Raw genomic sequence first — 25653 nt, forward strand, 5'->3', positions numbered from 1 at the left:
TAAACTAATTGTATGGAACACATAGCCATAATAGGTAATGGTATATCTGGCGTAACTTTAGCAAGACATATTAGAAAATTATCTGATAAAAAAATCACTATTATTTCTGCTGAAAGTGATTACTTTTTTTCGCGTACGGCGTTAATGTACGTCTATATGGGACATATGAAGTTTGAGCACACACAACCTTATGAAAATTGGTTTTGGAAGAAAAACAATATCGAACTAAAAAAAGGCTATGTAAAGACTATTGACACTGATAATAAAGCACTTCATTTTGCAGAAGGCGACCAAATGAGTTATGACAAATTAGTCATCGCAACAGGTAGCAAACCTAACAAGTTTGGTTGGCCAGGTGAAGATCTAAAAGGTGTGCAAGGCTTATACAGCAAACAAGATTTAGAAAATCTTGAAATCTACGCACCAAACAATAAAGTTTGTAAACGTGCCGTCATTGTTGGTGGTGGATTAATTGGTATTGAATTGGCAGAAATGCTAAATTCCAGAAATATTCCGGTAACATTTTTAGTTCGCGAAAGCAGTTTTTGGAATAGCGTTTTACCTGAAGGCGAAAGCCAAATGATAAACAGACACATTAAAAATCATCATATAGATTTAAGACTTTCAACTAATTTAAAAGAAATCATTTCGGGTGAAAATGGAAAAGTAAAATCCATCATCATTGAAGAAACTGGCGAAGAAATTCCTTGTGATTTTGTAGGCTTAACTGCAGGTGTAACACCAAATATTTCATTTTTAAAAGAAAGCAATATTGAAACCAATAAAGGCGTTTTAGTCAATCGGTTTTTAGAAACTAACATTAAAGATGTGTATGCAATCGGTGACTGTGCCGAACAACGTGAGGCTATAGGTAACCGCAGACCAATTGAAGCAGTTTGGTACACAGGTCGCATTATGGGCGAAACTTTAGCGCAAACTATTTGCGGCAATAAACTAGAATATAAGCCAGGACATTGGTTTAACAGCGCAAAATTTTTAGAAATTGAATACCAAACCTATGGTTGGGTTCATGGTAAAAAAGGAAAACCGGATTACGAAGCTCATTTTCATTGGAAACATGAAGACGACACCAAATGTATGACCATAGCTTATCACAGAGACACTAACGAGTTCTTAGGCATCAATACCTTTGGCATAAGAATGCGACACGAAGTTTTTAACAAATGGCTTACCGAAAAGCGAGATTTAGACTTTGTCATCAATCATCTAGAGCAAGCCAATTTTGATCCAGAATTTTACAAGCGATTTGAAAACGAGATAAAAGAAAAATATAACAACACCTTACAAACTAACTAATATGAGCTTAAAATTAAATTACAGTATGTCTTTGGCTAATTCTTACGGATTAACAAAAACTCAAAAAATAGCATCAGCAGTTGGTATGTTAGGACTTTTTATTTTGGTTTTAGCATTATTTAATGTTCAATTTCCTAACAAAACTATAGCTTTATCTATCGCTTTAACCTTAATGTTTATTGGGACTATATGGTTTTCTAATAGTTTATACTTAAACAAATCTAAAGGCATTAAAAATGATGGCGTTTGGTTTAAATCTTTATCTTCAAGAGGTTTAGTCGGTTGGCTAATTGGTGTCGTTTTAACCTTATTTTACATTGTACTTTATTTTTATCCTCAATATTTAGGATTAGCTCAAAAAGGTGAAGAAAACACAGGTTTAGTTGCGCTTTTTGATCCTTTAAGTCAACTTTTAAGTGGTAGAGACGCTAGCCAATGGTTTGTATACGGTACGTTATATACAGTTGCTATTTTGGTGTTTGGCTATAAATTCATTTTAAAATATAGACATAATCGTTATGAGCAAATAAGAACTGTTTCGGTCATGTTTTTTCAATTGGCTTTTGCATTTTTAATTCCAGAATTTATGTACGTAATGAATAGCGATTTACCGTACTACGATTTAAAAAACATTTGGCCTCTTAATTATTATAATTTTGAAAGTTATCGCGTAAAAGCATTTATTAGCGCAGGCAATATTGGTTTAGCAATGCTAATTTTTGGTATCGTTTCAATATTTGTTATTACACCTATTTTAACTTATAAGTACGGTAAACGTTGGTATTGTTCTTGGGTTTGTGGTTGTGGTGGATTAGCCGAAACAGCTGGTGATAGCTTTAGACAATTAAGCGACAAATCTCAATTTGCTTGGAAGGTAGAGCGTTGGGTAATTCACTCGGTTTTAGTATTTGTAATACTTATGACTACAGCTGTAATACACAGCTATTTGGGTAATGACACCAGCAAATATTGGCTTACCAAATCGTCGTTTTTAATCTTTGTTGCTTCTTTTTTAACTATCATTTTTGCAGGTACAATGATTTTTAAAAGAAATGAACTAGCAAAAGACGCTAAATATGGTGCTATTGGCTACTTTGTAATTATCATGACATTATTTGCTTTGCACTATTTTAGTAAAGACAACTCGTTATTTTTATTTAAATCTGAAAGCTTAAGAAAAAGCTACGGATTTTTAATCGGTTCTATCTTTTCTGGTGTAATTGGTACTGGCTTCTACCCTATTTTTGGTAGTCGTGTTTGGTGCAGATTTGGTTGTCCTATGGCGGCAATTTTAGGATTTCAGCAACGTTTATTTTCAAAATTCAGAATTACTACCAACGGTGGACAATGTATTTCTTGCGGAAATTGCTCTACCTATTGCGAAATGGGAATTGATGTTCGTGCTTATGCACAAAAAGGCGAAAACATTGTACGTTCTAGTTGTGTTGGCTGCGGTATTTGCAGTGCTGTTTGCCCAAGAGGCGTTTTAAAATTAGAAAACGACAGCATGAAAGGTCGTATTAACCCTAACGAAATCCTTCTTGGAAACGATGTAGATTTAATGGATTTAATAAATAACAAATAATCCAAAAACAATTGTATTTTTGCGCTAAGATTAAATGCCTAAATGCCCAAAATAAAAGTCATTATTCCTGCTTTTAACGAGCAAGACTCAATTGCAAATGTTATACAAGACATTCCTTCTTTAGTAGAAGAAGTTATTGTAGTTAGCAACAATTCTACAGATCTTACAGAAGTTAATGCAAAACAAGCAGGAGCAACCGTATTAACAGAAAACAGAAAAGGTTATGGTTATGCGTGTTTAAAAGGTATGGATTACATCTCTAAGCAACAGTCTAAACCTGATATTATTGTATTTTTAGATGGTGACTATAGTGATTATCCAGAAGAACTTACTAAAATTATTGCTCCTATTATTGAAGACAATATTGACTTAGTTATTGGTAGTCGTGTTAAAGAATTAAGAGAAGATGGTGCTATGACGCCTCAACAAATCTTCGGAAATTGGCTGGCAACCAAATTAATGTCACTTTTTTTTAAGGCTAAATTTACAGACCTTGGTCCCTTTAGAGCTATTAAGTACGAAAAGCTGTTAGCCCTTAATATGGTTGACAAAACGTACGGTTGGACAGTAGAAATGCAGTTAAAAGCATTAAAGCAAAAACTTAGTTATACAGAAGTACCTGTAAACTACAGAAATAGAATTGGTGTCTCAAAAGTTTCAGGAACCATAAAAGGTAGTATATTTGCAGGCATAAAAATTTTGTCCTGGATTTTCAAATATAGTTTTAAATAGTGATTTTAGAAACCACATTAATAGTTATTTACAGCATTTCGCTAATTTTAATATTCATGTACGCGTTAGCGCAATTAAACTTAATGTTTAATTATTTAGCAGCTCAACGTAAAAAAGATAAGTGTCCAAAATTCAATTTAAATAATCCAGAAGAAGTACCTTACGTTACCATACAACTTCCTGTATTTAACGAGTTGTATGTTATGGACAGATTATTAGACAACATTGCTTTAATAGATTATCCAAAGGACAAGTTAGAAATTCAAGTTTTAGACGATTCTACAGACGAAACCGTAATTACAACCAAAGCACACGTAGAAAAGCTTGCAGCAACAGGATTAGACATCAAACATATTACCAGAACCAACAGACAAGGGTTTAAAGCTGGCGCATTAAAAGAAGGATTAGAAATTGCAAAAGGAGAATTTATTGCCATTTTTGATGCCGATTTCTTACCAGAACACGATTGGTTACAAAAAACAATCCCATATTTTAAAAATGATAAAATTGGTGTTGTACAAACACGTTGGGCTCATATCAACCGTGATTATTCAACATTAACAAAAATACAAGCATTTGCTTTAGATGCACATTTTACATTAGAGCAAGTTGGACGTAATAGTAAAGGTCATTTTATCAACTTTAATGGTACTGCTGGCGTATGGCGTAAAGATTGTATTATTGATGCAGGAAATTGGGAAGGCGATACACTTACTGAAGATTTAGATTTAAGTTACCGTGCACAGCTTAAAAACTGGGAATTTAAATATCTAGAAGATGTCGAAACACCAGCCGAATTACCTGTAGTTATCAGTGCAGCAAGATCACAACAATTTAGATGGAATAAAGGTGGCGCAGAAAACTTTAGAAAAATGCTTTGGCGCGTTTTAACTAGCAAGAATATTTCTGCTAAAACCAAATTACACGGTATTTTACACTTATTAAACAGTACCATGTTTTTAAACGTATTAATTGTTGGTATTTTAAGTATACCAATGCTTTACATTAAAAACGAATACGCACATTTAAGACCATACTTTTACATTATGAGCTTTTTTGTGATGAGCACAATTATCTTTTTTGTTTGTTATTGGATTATGTACAAACGTAGTCATGGTAACACGTTTAAAGATTTTATCAAATATATTGGTATGTTCTTTACGTTTTTCTCTATCGCAATGGGCTTTTCTTTACATAATTCTATTGCAGTTTTAGAAGGACATATTGGTAAACGAAGCGAGTTTGTACGTACACCAAAATTCAACATTAGTTCACTTAAAGATAGTTGGAAAGGCAATAAATATTTACGCAAAAACATTAGTATTAACGTTGTTTTTGAAGGTCTTTTAATGCTTTATTTCGCTTTCGGAATGTACAGCGCATTCATAGTTGGTGATCAAGGTGGTGATTTTGGATTATTCCCTTTCCACTTAATGCTTACAATTGGTTTTGGATTTGTATTCTTTAAGTCTTTAACGTCAAAAGCTTAGATTTTTTGGGCGTTACCACAAGTGGTCGCGCTATCCATTACTAGTTTTGGCTCGATGCAAGCCTCGCCAAAAGCTAACCATTACTATCGCTAACGCATGTACTTGCCAACAACAAGTCCTAAACCTACTATAAAGCTTACTTTACAGCTTTATTAGCTATATTTGAGTAATGCAAATAAATACAACATTTTTCAAACTAAATAAGATTTCAATACTTCTTACGTTTGCTTGTTTATTATTCTATTTTAGTTTTGCCTACAATTTAGCACGGACAGACTATATTAAGCTTATAACGCTTTATGTAGCTTTATTTATAGTAAGTTATAAATTAATACAAATAACTAGTGGTAAGTTTAAGTTTTTACTTGTAGCAGCCATTTTATGCCGGCTTGTGTTTTTATTAGCAACTCCAAATCTATCTCAAGATTTTTATCGCTTTATTTGGGATGGATATCTCAATCAATTAGGTATCAATCCTTACCTATATTCTGCTACCGAAATTGTTAATCAAAACTTAGCACAACAAATGTCCAACCAACAACAACTTTACGATGGTATGGGCTGGCTTAGTCAAGGTAACAACAGTAATTATCCGCCTATTAATCAGTTGTTTTTTGTGCTTGGTAATTGGTTTCCGGGAAGCAGTATACTAAGTTCTATAATTGGAATGCGCATATGTATTATCCTTGCTGATATTGGAGTGATATTTTATGGAAGAAAATTATTAAGAGCTTTTCAACTTCCAGAAAATTCTATTTTTATATATGCGTTAAATCCTTTAATTATTATTGAATTAACTGGTAATTTGCATTTTGAAAGCATTATGATATTTTTTATCATATTTAGTCTTTACCTTCTTCATAAAGGCAAATGGTTTTGGTCTGCTTTATGTTTTGCATTTGCAATTTCAACTAAATTAATACCTGTTTTATTATTACCATTTTTTATAAAATGGTTTTTAAAACACCACAACTTAAAATCCTTAATTGGTTTTTATGCTGTTATTGGTATTACTGTACTATTATTATTTTCACCCTTTATAAGTTCAGATTTTATTACAAATTATTCTAAAACAACAGCGCTTTGGTTTAATAATTTTGAATTTAATGCTAGTATCTATTACATAGCAAGAGCTATTGGGCACAGTATATCTGGATATAATCAAATTGCTATTATTGGTAAATGCTTAGCTTTTTTAATTTTTATAATTGTTTGGTCTTTAGCTTTGTTTAGAAAAGTAAATAATATGCAACAATTAATAGTTAACATGCTTTTAGGCTTGACAGTTTATTTTTTATTAAGCACTACCGTTCATCCATGGTATTTAGCTACGTTGGTACTTCTTTCGGTGTTTTCTAACTACAAATATGTAATAGTCTGGAGCTTAGTTATCGTGTTAAGTTACCTAGCATATGCAAATAAAGATAATACCGAAAACTTGTGGTTAATTGGTATTGAATATTCTATCGTATTTCTATTTATTATTGGTGAAATTTTCAACCTAAAAACTATCAAAAACATTAAAATATAACAGCATTTTAACGCAAATGTTAAAATAATTAGGAATAGTGTATTTTAACATTTTGTAACTTTATGATACTTAATAAATGGTTAGCTAACTAGCCAATCTAAAACAATTATCATGAGTTTAATATCAGAAAACGTTATCCCTGGTAACCATGGGAAAGTATTTGAAACCAATGCAAAACAACTTGAAGATTTAGAGTTAATTAAAAACGCTGCTTTAAGAGTTGACGGTGTAGAAAACGTTATTATAGATGCAGATACCTACCCAAAACAATTTACGGTACAAACCTCTAAATTAGTAGAGGTTATTACGATAGAAAACGAGATTAATAAAACTGGTTTTCATGCCATTCCTAAATCTATCTTTCCTTTATAAAAAAAGCGCCTAAAAAGGCGCTTTTTAAAATTCAAATAAATAGTGTAAAACTATTGCTTTACATAAATTTTGTATGTGTTTGGTGCTAACTCAATTGCATCGCCTTTTAATTGGGTTGGTTGATTAGAAATGTAATCTAAATAACTTCCTTTTTGAGGTACGTTTGTTTTAATACTTTCACCTGAAATGTTTGCAACAAAAATAACCTCATCATCATCTTTTGTTCTGCTAAATGCAATCACACTTGGTCCTGCGTCTATTGCATTGTAAGCAGCTGCGTCTTTACCTCCATTTAAGGCTGAATTTGTATTTTTTAATTCGCCTAAACGTTGTAATAACGTAAAGTAATCTCCTTTAGTTTTAGGAATGCTATCTTTTTCAAAAAACAATAATCTGTGATCTAAATCATACTCTTGACCAGAGTAAATTAAAGGCATACCAGGCATAGTGTAAATTAAAGCTGTAAACAACTCTTTTTTATTTGGCATACGTTCTTTTAAAGTACCTGCCCAAGAATTTTCGTCGTGATTTGTTACAAAATTCATGTTGATATCATCGTCTTGTAAGACTGTATCTTGCTTTTTAATATACGCTTGAAAATCGTCTGCATTTTTTTCACCTTTAGCTAATTCATTTAATAAATGATGCCCTTCCCAAGCATACTGCATATCAAACGCTTTTTCTAACAACGCTGGTTGTTCTGCTTCTGCAAGCATAAATATTGGTTTAATTTGCTTTAACTCTTTAGTCACTTCTTCAAAAAAATCTTGTGGTACTTTGTGCGCAACATCCATACGGTAACCATCAATATTAGCTTCGGTTAACCAGTATTTTAAATCATTAAGCATTTCTTTACGCATTTCCATGTTGTCATAATTTAAATCGGCAACATCAGTCCATCCCCAAGATTCGCCAGTATCAGGATTGATTGGATCTATAATTTCTCCCTTTTCATTTTGAGTATACCAATCTGGATGAGCTGTAATCCAAGGATGATCCCAACCTGTATGATTTGGTACCCAATCTACGATTACATAAATTCCATGGTCATGCGCAGTATCTACTAAGTTTTTAAAGTCTTCTAGATTACCAAATTCAGGGTTAATCGCTTTATAATCTGATACTGAATAGTAACTACCTAAATATTTTACACGTTCTTTTTCGTCTTCAATATCGCTAGTAAATTGTCCGTCAGTTGCTTTTCTTTTAACTTCAGAAATTGGGTTAATTGGCATTACCCAAATCACTTTTACACCTAAATCTTTTAAAACAGGCATATCTTTAGTAAACGCATTAAATGTGCCTTCTGGTGAGTATTGACGTATATTGACTTCGTAAATAACTCCGCTTTCTATATCTTCTTCTGTAATAGGTTTAAATGTGTCTTCTTGCTTCGTATCCATGACAGGTTGTTTTTGCTCTTCTTTACAAGCAAAAAGCACCGCTACAGTTAATAGTAAGATTAGTTTTTTCATATGTGTTAATTTATTTGTTTTTAAGTTTAAATAACCAAGTTATAGCTTCTTCAAAGCTGTTTTTCCAGAGTTTTTCGTTATGCTCTCCTTCTGGTTCTATTTTTGAATTGATGTTTTCAGCAGGAAATCCTCCTGACTTTAAAACATCAACCATTGTGTTCATATCTTTTGCTGTTTTGCTAATACCTTCAAAGGTTGGATTACCTCCTTCTTTTCCTCCAGCTAAAAAGTACAGTCTTAAATCTTTAATATTTGAATGCTTTTTACTAAAATCAAACACATCTTCTGAATACCAAAACGAAGGAGAAAACACACCTACTTTACCAAAAACATCAGTATATTGTAAAGCTGTATAATGTGAAATTAATCCGCCCATAGACGATCCCATTATTCCTGTGTTATTTTTATCTGTTTTAGTCCTAAAAGTCTGATCTATTTTTGGTTTAAGCGTATTAACAATAAACTTTGCGTAGTCCACACCTTCTCCTTTACCAAACTTTTTATGATCCCAAGGAGAGTATTCGTTTAAGCGTTTTTCTCCTCCATTATCAATTGCGACAACGATTAAACTAAAGCCATTTTCTTTGTTTAATTTATCTAAAGTTTCATCTACTTCCCACTCGCCACTGTAAGATGTTTTTAGGTCAAAAACATTTTGTCCATCGTGCATATAAAGTACTGGGTAATTGTCTTCTGAATTATGATAATTTGGCGGTAAATAAACCCTAATAGTGCGTTGTCTATCTAATTGAGGTATTAAGAAATTATCTTCAAAAATGGATACATTTTCTGATGCAGTTGAAGGGCTTTCAGCTCTTTCTCCTGTACTCCAGTTAACAATTTCAACGTCTATAGTTTCGTCTTTACCATCAAAGCTATAAGTTCTATTTTCTATTGGGTTTCCGTCTAATTGACATTCTACAGATTTCCAATTTCCTTTTGTAAATTTAAAGTTGATTTGCTCTCTGTATTTAGGAATTGAAATACTGTAAGTTTCATCCTTTTTATTCAGCTTAAATTGAGATCTTCCACCAGACCAACCTTCAAAATCTCCTGAAATAAAAATGTCTTCTTCAAAATTATGATTTTCTGGAAGTTTATTGATTTTAAAGGTCACAACTTCTTCTCCTAAAATAGGATTTTCGTTTTCCTTTTTACAAGAAAAACATACAAATAGCGTTAAAAAATATATGACAACTATATTTTTCATTTTTTAGTTGTTAGTATCAAACTACCTTTTTCATCTAATTGAATGACATCTTCCCAAATCATAGTTTCACCAGAGATAATATTGGTTAACGTCTTTCCTTTTAGACCAACTTCGTCGTAACGGTTTAAATCTATTATTATTGGATTTTCGTTTTTATTGATAATATGAACTACGGTTTCGTCTTCTGCAATTCTAAATAAAAAGTAAGTCCCATTAAATGGTGCAAAATGTATGGTTTTACCATTATGTATGGCATTACTTTCTTTTCTATAATTAAGTAATGTTTTTATATAGCGTTGCATATCTAATTGCTCTTCTGTTAGCCCTTTACCTGTAAACGCATTTACAGCATCATCTTGCCAACCGCCAGGAAAATCTGTTCGAATTAATCCATGATCGCCAGGTTTTTCAAAATCGTCCATTAAAATTTCTGTTCCGTAATAGATTTGAGGTATTCTTGGTAAGGTTAACATGTAACTTAATGCTGTTTTAGTTTTTGTTATATCACCATTAAACTGAGTAAAAACTCTACTTTTATCGTGATTATCTAAAAATATCATAATGTCTTTTGGTGATGTATAACTAAAATCGTTAGCTAATCCTTCGTACATTTTAATCAAACCACGATCCCAAGCTTCGTCTTGATTTAAAGCGTCTACAATATTTTGGTTCATTGCAAAATCCATTGTCGATTTTAAATGCCCATTGTAGCCATCTTTATTTTTATGTCCTGCTTGCCAATACCCAATAAGTAATGGGTTATAACTCCACTCTTCTCCAACAATACTAAAGTTAGGATACTCAGTCATTATTTGTTTTGCCCAACTAGACATAAAATCTTTGTCAGGATATGGATAGGTATCTTGTCTAATTCCGCTAAGCTTTAAAGTTTCGATCCACCAAATACTATTTTGCGTTATGTATTTAGCCATAAAAGGATTACGCTGGTTTAAATCTGGCATAGATGGTACAAACCAACCTTCATTCATTTCTTTTTTATCTTGTTTAGACGCGTATAAATCTTGATTTACTGTACGTCTGTGATTAGAATTGTTTAAAGGTTCTCCGTTTTCGAATTTAGATTGCTGATTCACCCAATCTTTAAATGGTAAATCTTTCATCCACCAATGAGAAACTCCGCAATGATTTGCCACTTGATCCATAATCATTCCCATACCTTTTTCTCTAGCTTTTTGGGATAGATTAATGTACTCTTCCATAGTTCCAAAACGTGGATCTACTTGATAATAATCTGTAATAGCATAACCATGATATGATCCATTTTTCATATCGTTAGTTAGTAATGGGCATGACCAAACTTGCGTAAATCCCATATCATTTATGTAATCTAAATGATTAGTTATGCCAGTAATATCACCACCGTGACGCTTGTAATCATGACTTCTATCTACACTTTGTTCTTGTAAACCTTCAACACTATCGTTGTTTGGGTTTCCGTTAGAAAAACGGTCTGGCGTGATTAAATAAATAGCATCGCTATTGTCAAAACCAACAAATTGATCTGCTGCTTTGTCTCTGTCTTTTAGCTGATAGGTTTGAACTAATTTAGTACCATCTTCAAATTTAAAATGAATATTGAACTGACCTGCTTTTGCTATTTCTGAAATCTCTAAATCGATAAATAAATAGTTTGGACTATCTGCTTTATTTACCTTTTTTATAGAAACACCTTCATAAGAAATGCTTGGCGTTGCTTCTGAAATATTTGGATGATTAACCAATAACTGAAGTGATTTATCTTTAAAACCAATCCACCAATGTGGTGGCTCTATACGATTCACTTCGTTTTTTACTTCAGTTACTTTTTCTGTTTCAACCTTTACTACTGGCTTTTCTTCATTTTTACAAGAAAAAACTAAAGTTAGTAAAGCAGAAAACAGCAGTATGCTTTTAGTCAGTTTCATCTATTATTTATTTTCAATTATACTAATTGCAAATCCACCAGCTGGCACAGATAATTGAGAGATTTTAGATTTGCTAGTTACCTTTTTAGTTGAAATTTTATAAGCTTGCGGATTAGTTTTATAATCTGCATCTTTTGCATCTGCGTAAATTGTTGCTGTATAAGTTTTCCCTTTGTCAAGGAAGTCTAATTTTATGGTAGATGTTCTTGATTCCTTACCATTTACATTACCCACAAACCAATTATTAGTTCCTTTTGCTTTACGTGCTACAGTAATGTAATCTCCTGGTTCTGCTTCTAAATAAATACTATCTTCCCAATCTACTGCTACGTCTTTTATAAATTGAAACGCATCCATAAACTGCTCATAATGCTCTGGTAAATCTGCAGCCATTTGTAATGGGCTATACATTGTTACGTAAAGTGCTAATTGATTTGCTATGGTACTGTTTACATGCGAATTATTATCAGGATTTAGTTTGCTAATATCCATCTCGAAAATACCTGGTGTATAATCCATTGGTCCACCAATTAAACGTGTAAACGGAAGAATAGTAACGTGGTTTGGTTTAGAGCCACCAAATGCCTGAAACTCGGTTCCTCTTGCAGACTCATTACCAATTAAGTTTGGATATGTTCTGCAAATACCTGTTGGTCTAACCGCTTCGTGTGCGTTAACCATAATTTCATATTCTGCAGCTTTTTCTATAGCATATTGATAGTGATTAACAATCCATTGGCTATAATGATGCTCTCCACGAGGTAAAATATTACCTACGTAACCACTTTTTACAGCATCGTAACCGTTGTCTTTCATAAACTGATAAGCTTCATCCATATGACGCTCGTAATTTCTTACAGACGAAGACGTTTCATGATGCATAATCATTTTTACACCTTTAGATTTTGCATAAGCGTGAATTTCTTCTACATCAAAATCTGGATATGGCGTTACAAAATCAAATACATAATCTTTAGATTGACCAAACCAATCTTCCCAACCTTCATTCCAACCTTCAACTAAAACACCATCAAAACCATGCTCTGCAGCAAAGTCGATATAACGTTTAACTTTAGTATTGTTTGCAGCGTGTGTTCCGTTAGGTGTCACTTTACTGTAATCTGTTTCTCCTAATTTAACCGATGGTAAATCGTTTGTGTAAGACCAAGAGCTTTTACCTGTAATCATTTCCCACCAAACACCAATATATTTTACTGGTTTAATCCAAGATGTGTCTTCTATTGCGCAAGGTTCGTTTAAGTTTAAGGTTAGTTTTGAGGCTAAAATATCTCTTGCATCATCACTAACCATAATAGTACGCCAAGGCGAATGTGTTGGTGCTTGTAAATATCCTTTGTCTCCTACTGCATCTGGTGTTAAATGCGATTGAAACACTAAGTTTTTATCATCTAAATCTAAAGACATACATGAGTAATTTACCAAAGCTGCTTCATGTAAATTGATGTATAGACCTTTATCTGTTTTCATCATTAAAGCTGTTTGTACACCTGTTTTAGAAAACTGTTCTTGAGAGGCGTTACCTGTTACTGCTTTATCAAATAAGCCTCTAATTTCTGAAAGTTTTGATTTTGTATAATCGTACTCTTGCGTGTCATAATCACCAGGAATCCAAAATGCAGTATGATCTCCTGTCATTGCAAACTGTGTACGTTCTTCTTTTATGGTAAAATACACTAAGTTTTTTTGCGTAGGAAACTCATATCTAAATCCTAAACCATCATCAAACAACCTAAAATTAATAACCATAATTCGGTCTGTTTCATTTTGTTTTAAAGTTACTTTTAACTGATTGTAATGATTAGTTATCTCTTTAACTTCTCCCCAAACCGGTTGCCATGTATCTTTAAAAGTAGATGTACTAGTATCTGTAACTTTAAAATCATCTAACAATGATTTTTTATCATTTTTAAGATGAAACCCTAAACGACTTTCTTTTATAACTTCTTGATTCTTATATGTTAATTTATAGGTTGGCGTACCGTCTTCCTGAAGTGAAAATTGCATGGTTAACTCGCCATTAGGAGATGTTAACTGTTGCGCAGTTACAATGCTTACAGAAAGACAAAGTAATATGATTAATGATTTTAGTAATTTCATTTGTTTTGATGTATTAATAATGATGTTTATTGTACAGTTTTAGCTTGATTGTTTACTATTATATCTAAAGGTTGTCCTGAGATTAATTCAAAATTAGACTCATTTTGAGAAATAGTAACCTTAACAATTGTATCTCTAAAGTTTACTTTAAATGAATATGCATCCCATTCTTTTGGGATTTTTGGTTTAAAATGAAGTTTATTGTCTTTAACTCGCATACCTCCAAAACCTTCAACTATACTCATCCATGTACCAGCCATACTGGTAATATGTAACCCTTCTTCTACTTCTTTATTATAATCGTCAAGATCTAAACGTGATGTTCGTAAATAAAACGCATAAGCTTGCTCCATTTGATTTAATTTTGCTGCCTGAATACTGTGTACACATGGCGATAGTGAGCTTTCGTGTACTGTAAATGGCTCATAAAAATCAAAATGACGTTTTAATTCTTCATCTGTAAAATGATCTTCGAAGAAGTAAAATCCCTGTAATGTATCTGCTTGTTTAATATAAGGAGAACGTAAAATACGATCCCAACTCCATTTTTGATTAATTGGTCTTTGTGATTTTTCTAAATCTTCAACCGTGATTAACTCTTTGTCTAAAAAGCCATCTTGTTGCAGGTAAACATTATGTTTATCTGAATAAGGAAAATACATGTTGTTTGCAACGTCTTGCCAAGTTTCCATTTCTTTAGAAGATAAAGAAACTTTGTCCATGATCCTGTTGTAATCTGAAGTGTATTCTTCTTTTACTTTTTCAATATTTTGTAAAGCGTAATCGATACACCATTTTGCTATGTAATTAGTGTACCAGTTATTATTTACATTGTTTTCGTATTCGTTTGGACCAGTAACTCCTAAAATAACGTATTTATTTTTGTCTGAAGAAAATGTTGCACGTTGTTGCCAGAATCTAGCTATACCAATAAGCACTTCTAATCCCATTTCTGGAATGTAGCTATAATCGCCTGTATAACGGTAATAATTAAATATGGCAAAAGCAATTGCACCATTACGATGTATTTCTTCAAAGGTAATTTCCCATTCGTTATGGCATTCTTCACCATTCATGGTTACCATTGGGTAAAGTGCTGCTCCATTATTAAACCCTAATTTTTGCGCGTTTTCTATAGCTTTATCTAAGTGATTATAGCGGTATTGCAATAAGTTACGAGCTACTTTTTGGTCTTTGGTTGCCATGTAAAAAGGAATACAATACGCTTCTGTATCCCAATAGGTACTACCGCCATATTTTTCGCCAGTAAATCCTTTTGGACCAATGTTTAATCTAGAATCTTTACCTAAATAGGTTTGGTTAAGCTGAAAAATATTAAATCTAATACCTTGTTGTGCTTTTACATCACCATCTATAGTAATATCTGACATCTTCCAAATCTCTGCCCAAGCTTGCTTTTGATCTTCTAAAAGCGAATCAAAACCTTTTGTGTTAGCTTTTGACAATGCTGTTTTTGCTGCCTCTATTAATTGATCCTTCTCATAATTTCTATCTACGGTATAACCACCAAACTTTACTAAACTTGCGATTTGATTTTGATCAACTTCTACATTATATGAAAATGCAATTGTTTGTTCTGTTGAAGTTGCTTCTGGCGCAATATCTTGCTTTTCGTCATTTATAAACGCATGAGACTGCATAAACGTGCAGGTATGAAAATTAGTTTTCATAGTATGTGCTTCTATAAATGCTTGATCGTTTATAACTTCAACATTTGTGGTATTCCAAAACTTATCATCCCAATTAGAATCTTCGTTAGTAATACCGCTATCTATATAAGGTTGAAACTGAATAGCTGCGCTTCCGTTTAATGGTTTTATGTTGAATTTTATCGCGCCAACTTCATCTAAATCTAAACTTAAAAAACGAACGATGTTGACTTCAACTTTTAAATCATTTTGAAGTGTTGCCTCAAAACGTCTAGATAGCCAGCCTTCTTTCATATTTAATTCTCTACGAAAGTTGTCTACACTTTTTGCTTTAAAAAGGTCTAAAGCTTCTCCATTAATGGTTACGTTAATACCAATCCAACTTGGTGCGTTAAGTACTTTGGCAAAATATTCTGGGTAACCATTTTTCCACCAACCAACACGAGTTTTATCTGGATAATACACGCCAGCAATATAACTACCTTGAAAGGTTGATCCTGAGTATTGCTCTTCAAAATTAGCACGTTGACCCATTGCGCCATTACCGATGCTAAATAAACTTTCTGAAGATTTTACGCGATCTACGTCAAATCCTTCTTCTATAATTGACCAATTGTTTGGTTGTATATAATCTTGATTCATTGTTAATGAATAATTTATCTTTTTATTAATTTATCTATAAATGCAGTGTCTATTTCTGTAAAATTTGAAAAGACATAATCTGCTTCATGTAATACGTTTTCTTCCCCTATACCTATAGAAATCATATTTGCTGTATTTGCAGCTTGAACACCTGCAACCGAATCTTCAAAAACAATACAATCTTCTGGGTTTACGTTTAATGATTTTGCTGCAATTAAAAACACTTCTGGATCTGGTTTTGCTTTGCTTACGTCATTGCCATCTACAATAGCATCAAACTGCTTTAGTAAATCTACTTTTTCAAGAATTTGACGTGCATTTTTACTTGCCGATCCTAAAGAAATAGGTTGATTTTGAGTTTTTAAATAATTTAAAACTTTTGGTACATCAGGAAGAATTTCCTCGTGATTCATTTTTGCTATAAAGCTTAAGTAATCATCATTTTTTGATGCCATTAAGGCATTAAATTTGTCTTCGGAAATGGTTTTATTTCCCCATGCTAATATTTTTTCAAGAGATTTAACTCTGCTTACACCTTTAAGTTGTTCGTTTTGTTCGTGCGAAAAATCGACACCGATACTTTTTGCTAGTTTTTGCCAAGCTAAAAAGTGATATTTTGCTGTGTCTACGATAACACCATCTAAATCGAATATGAAGCCTTTTTTATTCATTTTAATTCTCTTCTATTTGATATGTAATTGCATTTTTGTTTGTAATTAACAGATTGCAAAGTCCAGCTATAACCAAACTTACACCTGCAACTGTCATAGCATTTATTGCTTCTTCACCTAATAATCCAGAGATAAAATTAATACCACCAAGTGCGGCAATAATTTGAGGAATTACAATAAACATGTTAAAAATCCCCATGATTACTCCCATTTTCTTAGGGTCTACACTACTAGATAACATAGCATATGGCATTGAAAGAATACTTCCCCATGCAAAACCTATAAGAATAAAGCAATATTTTAGGGTTTCAGGAGTTGCTATATTCATCATTAAAAAACCTATACCTCCTAATATTAAAGAACCCATGTGTACAAATTTTCTATTAATTCTTCTTTTGGAAGTGTAAAAAGTTAATAGTAAAGCAAACGCCATAGATGACAAGCCATAAATACCCATTGCAGAACCTACTAAATTTGAAGACTTTTGAAATGCCGTATTTGCGGTATCAAAAGCTAGTTTTTGTGCGCTGTCTGCCATATCAAAAGCAGTTTCTATAGGTGCTGGAGTATGAAAGACATGTTCTGTAAGTGCAGGATTGGCTAAACTCCACATGGTAAAAAATGCAAACCAAGAAAAAAATTGAATAACTCCAAGTTTTTTCATGGTGGTTGGCATACTACCAATGTTATTTATTATATCTTTTATGAAGTTGTTTTTTTGAGCTTTTTCACGCTCAAACTCTTCCATATCTTCTGGAGGATATTCTGTAGTTGTAAAAATCGTATATAATACACTAATTAAAAACACAAAAGCACCTATTGCAAAAGCTACTTTTACAGTGTCTGTAATAACACCAGAGTCTGCAGAATCGCTAACACCAAATTGAGATACCATCCAAGGTAAGTTACTTGCTATCCAAGTACCAATACCAATGATTAGTGTTTGTACCACAAAACCATAAGATCTTTGTGAGTTTGGTAATTTATCTGCAACTAAAGCTCTAAATGGTTCCATAGACACATTAATCGAGGCATCTAAAACCCATAAAAAACCAGCTGCTACCCAAAGCGCAGGAGAATATGGCACAAAAAATAATGCTAAAGAGCTTAGTATTGCTCCTATTAAAAAGTAAGGTCTACGTCTTCCTAATTTTGGATGCCAAGTCTTATCACTTAAATACCCGACAATTGGCTGTACTATTAACCCTGTTAATGGTGCTGCAATCCAAAGCAAAGGAATTTCATCTTTACTTGCTCCTAGTGTTTGAAATATTCTAGACATAAATCCGCCTTGTAAGGCAAATCCAAATTGAATCCCGAGAAAACCAAAACTCATGTTCCAGATTTCCCAAAATCCTAACTTCTGTTTTTTCATTTATAGTATTATTAAATTTATACTATTTGATAAGCTGAAAAAACCTATCAAAACTTAAAGGTGAGAAGTAAAAATATAAGTTTTGATTGCCGTAAAGATAAAAAACATTTTAAGATTATATGTTAAAAATCTTATTTTGTAGATTCTCGTTCTATTAAATCGGTTTGAATTGTAAAGGTTTCGTATACCTCTTCTTCGTCTTCTCTCTCTAGATTATCAATTAAAAGTTCTGCTGCTTTTTCTCCCATTTGGCTTGCGTGCTGACTAACTGTCGTTAGACTTGGCACAGCGTGCTTGGACAATACACCATCTGTAAAACCAATTACTTGAAGACTTTCAGGTATTTTTATTTTTAACTTTCTAGCAACTTTCATTGCAGTAATTGCATAGATTTCGTTAACTGCAACTATTCCATCTAGATTTTTGTTTGCTTTAAAAAAGCTTTCTATTTCTTTCTCCAAACTTTCAAGGTTTTCTTCTGAAAGTTTTTCGTCATCTACTTTCAAGATAAAGTCTGCTTCTGGAAAAATCTGATGATCTTCTAACGCTTTTAAATACCCTTGGGTTCTTAATTTTCCAACATTTATATAATCCTTTGTTGTAATTAAACCAATCTTTTTACAACCATTTTCAATAAGTTTATTAGTAGCTTTTACTGCGCCTTCAAAATCATCTACGATTACTTTATCACAATTAATTTCATTTATCACACGATCAAACATCACTACTGGCATACCTTGATTAATAGTTTCGGTTAAATGATGGTAATCTTGAAGTAACATGGTTTCTTTTGACACAGAAAGTATAAATCCATCTATACTTCCATTAGCCAACATCTCCATATTTATTACTTCGTTAGAAAAAGACTCGTTAGACAAACCAACAATAACATTATAACCTCTACTTAGTGCTTCTTTTTCTATACCGCTTATTACTTTTGAGAAAAAGTGATGAACAATCTCTGGTATAATTACACCTATAGTTTTTGTTTTTCTATTTTTTAAACTTAAAGCAATATTATTAGGTCTATAATTGTAGAGTTTAGCAAAAGCTTGTACTTTTTGTCTTGTATCCTCACTTATCTCAATACTGTTTTTTAATGCTTTAGACACTGTAGATATAGATACATCTAATTCTTTAGCTATTTGCTTTAATGTTACCTTTTTTTTCATCTTAGATACTGTTAATCAATTTGTTTTAGTTGTTTTTGTATTGAGAATTTAATAAATTATCTACTCTAAATTAAGAAGATGCAATTTAAAACACGCTCTAAATGTGATTTTTGCAAAATTTTATAGTCTATTTTGTCAAATAACCAAAAGTTTTCAACACGAAAACGTTTGAGTAACCTGTTAACAAAGGAGTTACGTCAATTTAACATAAATTTTACATAGTTTTATAACGAGAAGTAAAAATATACTTAAAAATAGACTAATAAAATAATTTAATAGCAATTGTATGAAAACAATTTTTAAAGGGTTGTTGTTTGCGTTTATTCTGATACCATCTTTAATAATGGCTCAGAACACAGTAACTGGTACAGTTACAGAGCAAGCAACCTCATTACCATTACCAACAGTTAATGTTTTAGTAAAAAACACAACTAAGGGTACTGTTACAGATTTTGATGGTAATTATAGCCTACAAGTTAATCAAGGAGAAATTTTAGTTTTTTCTTACGTAGGATTTATTACTCAAGAAGTAACGTATAATGGTCAAGACAAAATTAACGTGGCTTTAGTAGAAGACTCTGCCCAATTAGACGAAGTCGTAATTATTGGGTATGGTAGTGTTAAAAAAGAAGATTTAACTGGATCTGTAGATGTAGTTTCTTCTGACGATTTTAACAAAGGAGCCATTCAATCTACAGATCAATTACTTCAAGGTAAAGCAGCAGGTGTAAGAATTACAGATAGTGGTGGATCACCAGATTCTGCTCCTAATATTAGAATTAGAGGTGGAGCCTCTTTAAATGCAGATAGTAGTCCATTAATAGTAATTGACGGAATACCTGTAGGCACACAAAATCCAGCAGGTGTAAGCAACCCTTTATCATTAGTAAATCCTAATGATGTAGAAAGCTTCACGATATTAAAAGATGCATCTGCTACAGCAATTTACGGTTCTCGTGCCTCTAACGGTGTAATTATTATTACTACAAAAAGAGGAACTTCTGGAGCACCACAATTTAACTTCTCTACTACAGTAACTGCTAGTAGCGCTGGAGAAGGTATAGATATGATGGATAGTGATAGTTATGTAAGATTTATACAAGAGTATCATCCAGATTTAGTAGGCAGTCTTGGTGTACCAGTTGGCTCAGTTACAACAAACGAACCTGTTAGTTATATCTTAAATACTCCTGATGGAGATAGAGCTATTTATGACACTAACTGGAGAGATGCTATAACTAGAACAGCATTTACATCTAACACTAACTTTTCTGCTAGAGCTAATTTAGGAGAAAACACACCTTTTAGAGCTTCAATAGGTTACAACAACGCACAAGGTGTTGTAAGAACAGATGATTATGAGAGATTTAGCGCTTCATTTAAATTATCTCCTCAACTTTTAGACGATAATTTAAAAATTGATACCAATGCAAAACTAACTTGGGCAGAGAAAAATGCAACAGATGCTGGTGGAGCTTTAGGTGGTGCATTAGTATTTGACCCAACAAAACCAATTTATAATACTTCAGGTATATTTAACGGGTTTTATACTAACTTAAACGCTACAAACCCTAATTTAATTGATGGACAATACAATCCTTTAGCTTTACTTGAGCAACGTGAAAGACCTGAAAAAGCATTTAGATTTTTAGGAAACATTGAGTTTGATTACACTATGCCTTTTTTACCTGAGTTAAAAGCTGTAGTTAATGTTGGTTTGGATGCCTCAAGGTCTAAAATTAGAGAGACTTTTGGCGAAGGCGCTTTAGCTACTTATAAGTTAGATGAAAATGGTCAAGGAGTATTTAATCCTGGATTAAATTATGCTGAAAGACAACATATAACTAATACAACTTTTGATGCTTATTTAAAATATGCAAAAAACCTAGAAAATTCGTTTATTAATAATTACGATATCCAACTTGGATACGCTTACCAAAATTTTAAAAACGATGGTAATAATGACACTTATAACTACGCATCTACTCAAGAAGAGGTTGATCAATATGGTGTAGCTATTGGAGAACGTTACTTAGTATTAAACCCAAACAATCCAAACAATAGATATTATAACACTCAAAACTTACAATCATTTTTTGCAAGATCAAACATTAATATCAAGGACAAATACCTTTTAACATTATCATTAAGAGCAGACGCATCTTCTCTATTTGTATTTGATGACATTTGGGGAGACAACGTTTGGGGATTATTCCCTTCTGCAGCTCTTGCTTGGAAAGTAAAAGAAGAAAACTTCTTAAAAAATGTAGAATTTGTAGACGATCTTAAGTTAAGGTTAGGATGGGGTAAAACAGGACAACAAAATATTACTGGCGTTTCTGGATTCTACCCAACAAGTCCATTGTTTTCTATAGGAAGTCAAAACAGTCAATACTTACCTGGATATAATTTATATTCTGCTAATGCATTTCAAACTGGGTTAACTTGGGAAAAAACAACAACATTAAATGCTGGTATTGATTTTGCTTTCTTTAATAACAGATTGATAACAGGAAGTTTTGATGTATTTAAAAGAGAAACTACAGATTTATTATCAAGAGTAAGTTTACCTCCAGGTCAATCTTTAACTGATAGCTTTATTAAAAATGTTGGAAGTACAGATAGTGAAGGTTTTGAACTTAGTTTAAACTTAAATGCTATCCAGAAAGAAGATATAGGCTTAAGTATTAATGGTAATTTATCATACGCAAAAACAGAAGTGACTGATTTAGGAGGTGTTAATAGACTTAACATTGGCGGTCAGTTATTAAATACAGGATCTAATTTATTATTCAACTTAGAAGGTAAAGAACCTTATCAAGCTGGTGTATTCAAACAAGTATATGATACCGATGGTAACCCAATACCAAATGCTTTTGTAGATTTAAATGGAGATAACCAAATAACTGAAGAAGACAAATATTATACACCTCTTAGACCAAACTGGAATTTTGGATTTGGATTAAACTTTAACTACAAAAATTGGGATTTTGGCACAACGTTTAGAGGCCAATTAGATGGAAAAGTTTATGACTTAAACGCTTTACGTTTTGGATTTACAGAAAGTGCTGCTCCTAACAATAATACTAGTATCTCTAATGTACTTAATTTTTATAATGGCGCTGCTAACCCTGCTTTTCAAGATGCTAACGGAAATATTCAATTCTCAGATTATTTCTTACAAGACGCAGCGTTTATGAGATGTGAAAATATTGTTGTTGGCTATAGTTTACCTAACAATTTTATTAAAAACACAAACATGAGGCTTTACGCATCGGTTAACAATCCTTTTATTATAACTAATTACGATGGACAAGATCCTGAACAATTTGGAGGAATAGATGGTGCGTTTTACCCAAGACCAACAGCTTATACATTTGGTGTAAACTTAGATTTTTAAAATTATGACTATGAAAAAATTAATATTAACATTTTTTGGATTGGCGTTATTTGTAACGATTACGTCATGTGTTAACGATCTAGACACAGAACCAAAAGTAGAGCTTACTCTACAACAGCTTTTAGATCAAGACCCAAATGCAATAGAAGGTTTATTATCTAGACTTTATGCTTCTTTTGCTTTATCTGGACCTAACGGACCAGGAAGTTCTGATGTTTCTGATGATCCAGGTGAGTCACCTTTTTTAAGAGGAATTATCAACTTACAAGATTTTACAGCAGACGGAATGAAAAACCGTTGGGGAGATGATGGTTTAGACCAATTAACAACAACATCTCAATGGACAAGTAACAACAAGTTTTTTAGATACCTATATAATCGTGCATACTATACGATTCCTCAATGTAACAACTTGTTAACAGTATTACCTAATGCTGGTGTTGAAATACCTGAATCTATTCAAAGCGAAGTACGATTTTTAAGAGCTTTAGCTTACTACTATTTAATAGATACATTTGGAAAAGGAGTTTTAGTTACTGAAGAAAACTCTGGATCATCAGATTTCTTACCAGAAGCTTCAAGAGAAGAGTTATTTAACTTTGTTGAGTCAGAATTATTAGATATAGAACCAACTATTGGAAACGACAATGGTTACGGTAGAGCAAACACATACGTAGTAGATATGTTATTAGCTAAATTATATATTAATGCCGAAGTATACACAGGAACAGCAATGTATACAGAAGCAGCAACTTATATCAATAAAATAATAAATGAAGGTGGTTATCAATTAGAAGAAAATTTTGTTCAAAATTTCTCTGGAGACAATCATGTATCTACAGAAATTATTTACCCACTAATTGCAGACGCAGTAAATAGTCAAAGCTTTGGTAACACTACATACATCGTAAATGGTAGTTTAAGTCCAGATACTATTCCTATCTTAGAATTTGGCGCTGCCGAAGGTTGGCAAGGTCACAGAGCAACAGAAGCTTGGTATGGTCTATTTGGAGATTTAAATACATCTAATGATGTTAGAGCAAGTTTATTCTGGACGGATGGTCATAATTACACTATGACAGATTACAGAGAATGGACAGATGGTTATCCTTCAATTAAGTTTAGAAACAACGATTTTAACGAAACACCTACAACAGGAACTTCATTCTCAGGAACAGATTTCCCGCTTTACAGACTTGCAGATGTATATTTAATGTATGCAGAATGTGCTTTAAGAGGTGCTTCTAACACAAACATGAATGATGCCTTAACATATGTTAATTTAGTTAGAGATAGAGCTAATGCAGATTTAATAAATATGTCAGATTTAACATTAGATTTTATTATAGACGAAAGAGCTAGAGAATTAAACCTAGAAGGACATAGAAGAACTGACCTTATTAGATTTGGTATGTTTACAGGTGGAAGCTACTTATGGCCTTGGAAAGGTAACACCTTAAACGGTACATCTATACCCGATTCTTATAGATTATTCCCTATACCACAATCTGCTTTAGACGCTAATCCTAATTTACAACAAAACCCTGGTTACTAATTAAAAATTGAAACAATGAAAAATTTTATAAAAATATCAGCTTTATTTTTGACATTATTCTTAAGCTTTACTTCTTGTGAAGAAGATGATAGTTTAGAATTTGTTGCAGCTCCTCAAGGAGAATTTGAATTTACTAACACATTCTTGTCAGAGTACATTTTACCAGCCGAAAATAGTACTGATGACAATATTGGCGCAATATTTTCTTTCAACCCAGCAGATTTTGATGTTCAAACTAATGTTTCATACGAATTACAATCTTCTATATTAGGAGATTTCACAGACGCAACTGTAGTTCCTACATTATCAAACAACAATAACAATCAAATAGAGGTTACTATTGGAACTTTAAAAACTTTAGCAGAAGAGTATGGTATTACTGCACCAGACTCAGGGATGTTAAACTTTAGAATAAGAGCTTATGTTGGTGATGCGATTTCTACAACAGAGTCATTTACTGAAACTCAATCTATAACAGTAACGCTATTAGAAGCTCAAACTGGTGGCGGATCAGGGATAGAACCTTCTACGTGGGGAATTGTTGGTTCTGGTTACAATAATTGGGGCGCATTTGCAGATTCTCCTTTTTACACAACAGACCAAGCAGATGTATATGTATCTTATGTGACTTTAGTAGATGGTGAAATCAAGTTTCGAGAAAATAACGAATGGGTTAATGACTTTGGAGACGATGGTGCAGACGGAACTTTAGAAGCAGGAGGAGCCAATATACCTGTTACAGCAGGAACTTACAAAATCACATTAGATCTTACTACAAACACATATACAATGGAAGAATACTCTTGGGGAATTGTTGGTTCTGGTTATAATGATTGGGGAGCAACTCCTGATGCTAAATTTACATACGATTACGTTACTGATACTTTCAAAGTTGGAGTTAAACTAATTGATGGTGAAATTAAGTTTAGAAAAAATAATGATTGGGCTGAAAACTTTGGTGATACTGGTGTAGATGGCACATTAGATGCTGGCGGAGACAACTTAGTTGTTACAGCTGGTTTTTATGCAATAACTTTAGATTTCAACAATGGAACATACACCATGGAAGCTACAGACATCTACGGTGTTGTAGGTTCTGGATATAACGATTGGGGAGCAACTCCTGATTTTTCTTTTACGCCTTTAAGTAATGGTGTTTGGGTTGCTGAAATTGTACCTATAATTGATGGTGAAATTAAATTTAGAGCTAATGAAGATTGGGGAACCAACTATGGTGGTACTTCAGGAACTTTAGTTGATGGTGGAGACAATATTGCTGTAACTGCTGGAAATTATAGAATATCTTTTGATACAGTTAATCTAACTTACGAATTAAATCAAGTTAATTAATTTTATCTAAATAACTAGCTATTATATAAATTGAAAAGGCTGACTAGTTTTAGTCAGCCTTTT

The 25653-nt window shown here is 32.6% G+C and carries 17 protein-coding genes; 9 read left to right on the forward strand and 8 right to left on the reverse strand.

Annotation, left to right across the window (positions count from 1 at the left end; all coding sequences use genetic code 11):
- The first annotated feature begins 12 nt into the window (after nt 1-12).
- The 6 genes from INR78_RS03660 (at nt 13) to INR78_RS03685 (ending at nt 7027) form a co-directional block, all read left to right on the forward strand.
- Nucleotides 13-1317 carry an NAD(P)/FAD-dependent oxidoreductase gene (locus INR78_RS03660; protein WP_223077511.1) on the forward strand — a complete coding sequence of 435 codons (1305 nt, stop codon included), beginning with the start codon at nt 13-15 and terminating at the stop codon, nt 1315-1317.
- Nucleotide 1318: 1 nt separating this feature from the next.
- Nucleotides 1319-2902 carry a 4Fe-4S dicluster domain-containing protein gene (locus tag INR78_RS03665; RefSeq protein WP_223077512.1) on the forward strand — a complete coding sequence of 528 codons (1584 nt, stop codon included), beginning with the start codon at nt 1319-1321 and terminating at the stop codon, nt 2900-2902.
- Nucleotides 2903-2944: 42 nt separating this feature from the next.
- Entirely contained in the window at nt 2945-3634 is a 690-nt protein-coding gene (locus tag INR78_RS03670) for a glycosyltransferase family 2 protein (protein WP_223077513.1), read from the forward strand.
- Between the two features lie 56 nt (nt 3635-3690).
- A complete protein-coding gene (locus INR78_RS03675; protein ID WP_221184965.1) occupies nt 3691-5124 on the forward strand; it encodes a cellulose synthase family protein in 1434 nt (477 codons plus the stop codon).
- Nucleotides 5125-5293: 169 nt separating this feature from the next.
- Nucleotides 5294-6655, forward strand: a complete 1362-nt coding sequence (locus INR78_RS03680; RefSeq protein ID WP_223077514.1) for a glycosyltransferase family 87 protein — start codon at nt 5294-5296, stop codon at nt 6653-6655.
- 111 nt (nt 6656-6766) lie between these two features.
- The gene (locus INR78_RS03685) at nt 6767-7027 is read left to right on the forward strand and encodes a heavy-metal-associated domain-containing protein (protein ID WP_106679911.1); all 261 of its coding nucleotides are present in this window, start codon (nt 6767-6769) and stop codon (nt 7025-7027) included.
- Between the two features lie 50 nt (nt 7028-7077).
- Here the strand turns inward: INR78_RS03685 and INR78_RS03690 are convergent, their stop codons facing one another.
- The 8 genes from INR78_RS03690 to INR78_RS03725 all read right to left on the reverse strand — a co-directional run bounded on the left by INR78_RS03690 (nt 7078) and on the right by INR78_RS03725 (nt 19285).
- On the reverse strand, nt 7078-8502 hold the full coding sequence (locus tag INR78_RS03690; protein WP_223077515.1) for an alpha-amylase family glycosyl hydrolase: 1425 nt from the start codon (nt 8500-8502) through the stop codon (nt 7078-7080).
- A 10-nt stretch (nt 8503-8512) separates the two neighbouring features.
- Nucleotides 8513-9712 carry an alpha/beta hydrolase-fold protein gene (locus tag INR78_RS03695; RefSeq protein WP_223077516.1) on the reverse strand — a complete coding sequence of 400 codons (1200 nt, stop codon included), beginning with the start codon at nt 9710-9712 and terminating at the stop codon, nt 8513-8515.
- Nucleotides 9709-11637, reverse strand: a complete 1929-nt coding sequence (locus tag INR78_RS03700; protein ID WP_223077517.1) for a glycoside hydrolase family 13 protein — start codon at nt 11635-11637, stop codon at nt 9709-9711. Before INR78_RS03700 ends, INR78_RS03695 begins: the two co-directional genes overlap by 4 nt.
- Before the next feature lie 3 nt (nt 11638-11640).
- The gene (locus INR78_RS03705; protein ID WP_223077518.1) at nt 11641-13755 is read right to left on the reverse strand and encodes a glycoside hydrolase family 97 protein; all 2115 of its coding nucleotides are present in this window, start codon (nt 13753-13755) and stop codon (nt 11641-11643) included.
- A gap of 26 nt (nt 13756-13781) precedes the next feature.
- Complete coding sequence (locus INR78_RS03710) at nt 13782-16067, reverse strand: glycoside hydrolase family 65 protein (RefSeq protein ID WP_223077519.1); 2286 nt, start codon at nt 16065-16067, stop codon at nt 13782-13784.
- Between the two features lie 14 nt (nt 16068-16081).
- The gene (gene pgmB, locus INR78_RS03715) at nt 16082-16738 is read right to left on the reverse strand and encodes a beta-phosphoglucomutase (RefSeq protein ID WP_223077520.1); all 657 of its coding nucleotides are present in this window, start codon (nt 16736-16738) and stop codon (nt 16082-16084) included.
- A gap of 1 nt (nt 16739) precedes the next feature.
- Nucleotides 16740-18113, reverse strand: a complete 1374-nt coding sequence (locus INR78_RS03720; protein WP_223077521.1) for an MFS transporter — start codon at nt 18111-18113, stop codon at nt 16740-16742.
- A gap of 131 nt (nt 18114-18244) precedes the next feature.
- Nucleotides 18245-19285, reverse strand: coding sequence for a LacI family DNA-binding transcriptional regulator (locus tag INR78_RS03725; protein WP_223077522.1), 1041 nt, complete (start codon nt 19283-19285; stop codon nt 18245-18247).
- Nucleotides 19286-19571: 286 nt separating this feature from the next.
- Between INR78_RS03725 and INR78_RS03730 the strand changes: the two genes are divergently transcribed.
- The 3 genes from INR78_RS03730 to INR78_RS03740 are packed head-to-tail and all read left to right on the forward strand — an operon-like array spanning nt 19572 to nt 25590.
- Complete coding sequence (locus INR78_RS03730; RefSeq protein ID WP_223077523.1) at nt 19572-22685, forward strand: SusC/RagA family TonB-linked outer membrane protein; 3114 nt, start codon at nt 19572-19574, stop codon at nt 22683-22685.
- A gap of 10 nt (nt 22686-22695) precedes the next feature.
- Nucleotides 22696-24240 carry a RagB/SusD family nutrient uptake outer membrane protein gene (locus INR78_RS03735; protein WP_223077524.1) on the forward strand — a complete coding sequence of 515 codons (1545 nt, stop codon included), beginning with the start codon at nt 22696-22698 and terminating at the stop codon, nt 24238-24240.
- Between the two features lie 15 nt (nt 24241-24255).
- A complete protein-coding gene (locus INR78_RS03740; RefSeq protein WP_223077525.1) occupies nt 24256-25590 on the forward strand; it encodes a SusF/SusE family outer membrane protein in 1335 nt (444 codons plus the stop codon).
- Nucleotides 25591-25653 lie beyond the last annotated feature (63 nt).

The organism is Mesoflavibacter sp. SCSIO 43206, assembly GCF_019904215.1.
GTDB classification, from domain to species: domain Bacteria; phylum Bacteroidota; class Bacteroidia; order Flavobacteriales; family Flavobacteriaceae; genus Mesoflavibacter; species Mesoflavibacter zeaxanthinifaciens.

Excerpts from the sequence above, each read along its gene's own strand:
- INR78_RS03705 (WP_223077518.1), bottom strand. The coding sequence starts at position 13,755 with ATGAAATTACTAAAATCATTAATCATATTACTTTGTCTTTCTGTAAGC.
- INR78_RS03660 (WP_223077511.1), top strand. The coding sequence starts at position 13 with ATGGAACACATAGCCATAATAGGTAATGGTATATCTGGCGTAACTTTA.
- INR78_RS03725 (WP_223077522.1), bottom strand. The coding sequence starts at position 19,285 with ATGAAAAAAAAGGTAACATTAAAGCAAATAGCTAAAGAATTAGATGTA.
- INR78_RS03695 (WP_223077516.1), bottom strand. The coding sequence starts at position 9,712 with ATGAAAAATATAGTTGTCATATATTTTTTAACGCTATTTGTATGTTTT.
- INR78_RS03710 (WP_223077519.1), bottom strand. The coding sequence starts at position 16,067 with ATGAATCAAGATTATATACAACCAAACAATTGGTCAATTATAGAAGAA.
- INR78_RS03735 (WP_223077524.1), top strand. The coding sequence starts at position 22,696 with ATGAAAAAATTAATATTAACATTTTTTGGATTGGCGTTATTTGTAACG.
- INR78_RS03670 (WP_223077513.1), top strand. The coding sequence starts at position 2,945 with ATGCCCAAAATAAAAGTCATTATTCCTGCTTTTAACGAGCAAGACTCA.
- INR78_RS03730 (WP_223077523.1), top strand. The coding sequence starts at position 19,572 with ATGAAAACAATTTTTAAAGGGTTGTTGTTTGCGTTTATTCTGATACCA.
- INR78_RS03680 (WP_223077514.1), top strand. The coding sequence starts at position 5,294 with ATGCAAATAAATACAACATTTTTCAAACTAAATAAGATTTCAATACTT.
- INR78_RS03675 (WP_221184965.1), top strand. The coding sequence starts at position 3,691 with ATGTACGCGTTAGCGCAATTAAACTTAATGTTTAATTATTTAGCAGCT.
- INR78_RS03700 (WP_223077517.1), bottom strand. The coding sequence starts at position 11,637 with ATGAAACTGACTAAAAGCATACTGCTGTTTTCTGCTTTACTAACTTTA.
- INR78_RS03685 (WP_106679911.1), top strand. The coding sequence starts at position 6,767 with ATGAGTTTAATATCAGAAAACGTTATCCCTGGTAACCATGGGAAAGTA.
- INR78_RS03720 (WP_223077521.1), bottom strand. The coding sequence starts at position 18,113 with ATGAAAAAACAGAAGTTAGGATTTTGGGAAATCTGGAACATGAGTTTT.
- INR78_RS03690 (WP_223077515.1), bottom strand. The coding sequence starts at position 8,502 with ATGAAAAAACTAATCTTACTATTAACTGTAGCGGTGCTTTTTGCTTGT.
- INR78_RS03665 (WP_223077512.1), top strand. The coding sequence starts at position 1,319 with ATGAGCTTAAAATTAAATTACAGTATGTCTTTGGCTAATTCTTACGGA.
- INR78_RS03740 (WP_223077525.1), top strand. The coding sequence starts at position 24,256 with ATGAAAAATTTTATAAAAATATCAGCTTTATTTTTGACATTATTCTTA.
- pgmB (WP_223077520.1), bottom strand. The coding sequence starts at position 16,738 with ATGAATAAAAAAGGCTTCATATTCGATTTAGATGGTGTTATCGTAGAC.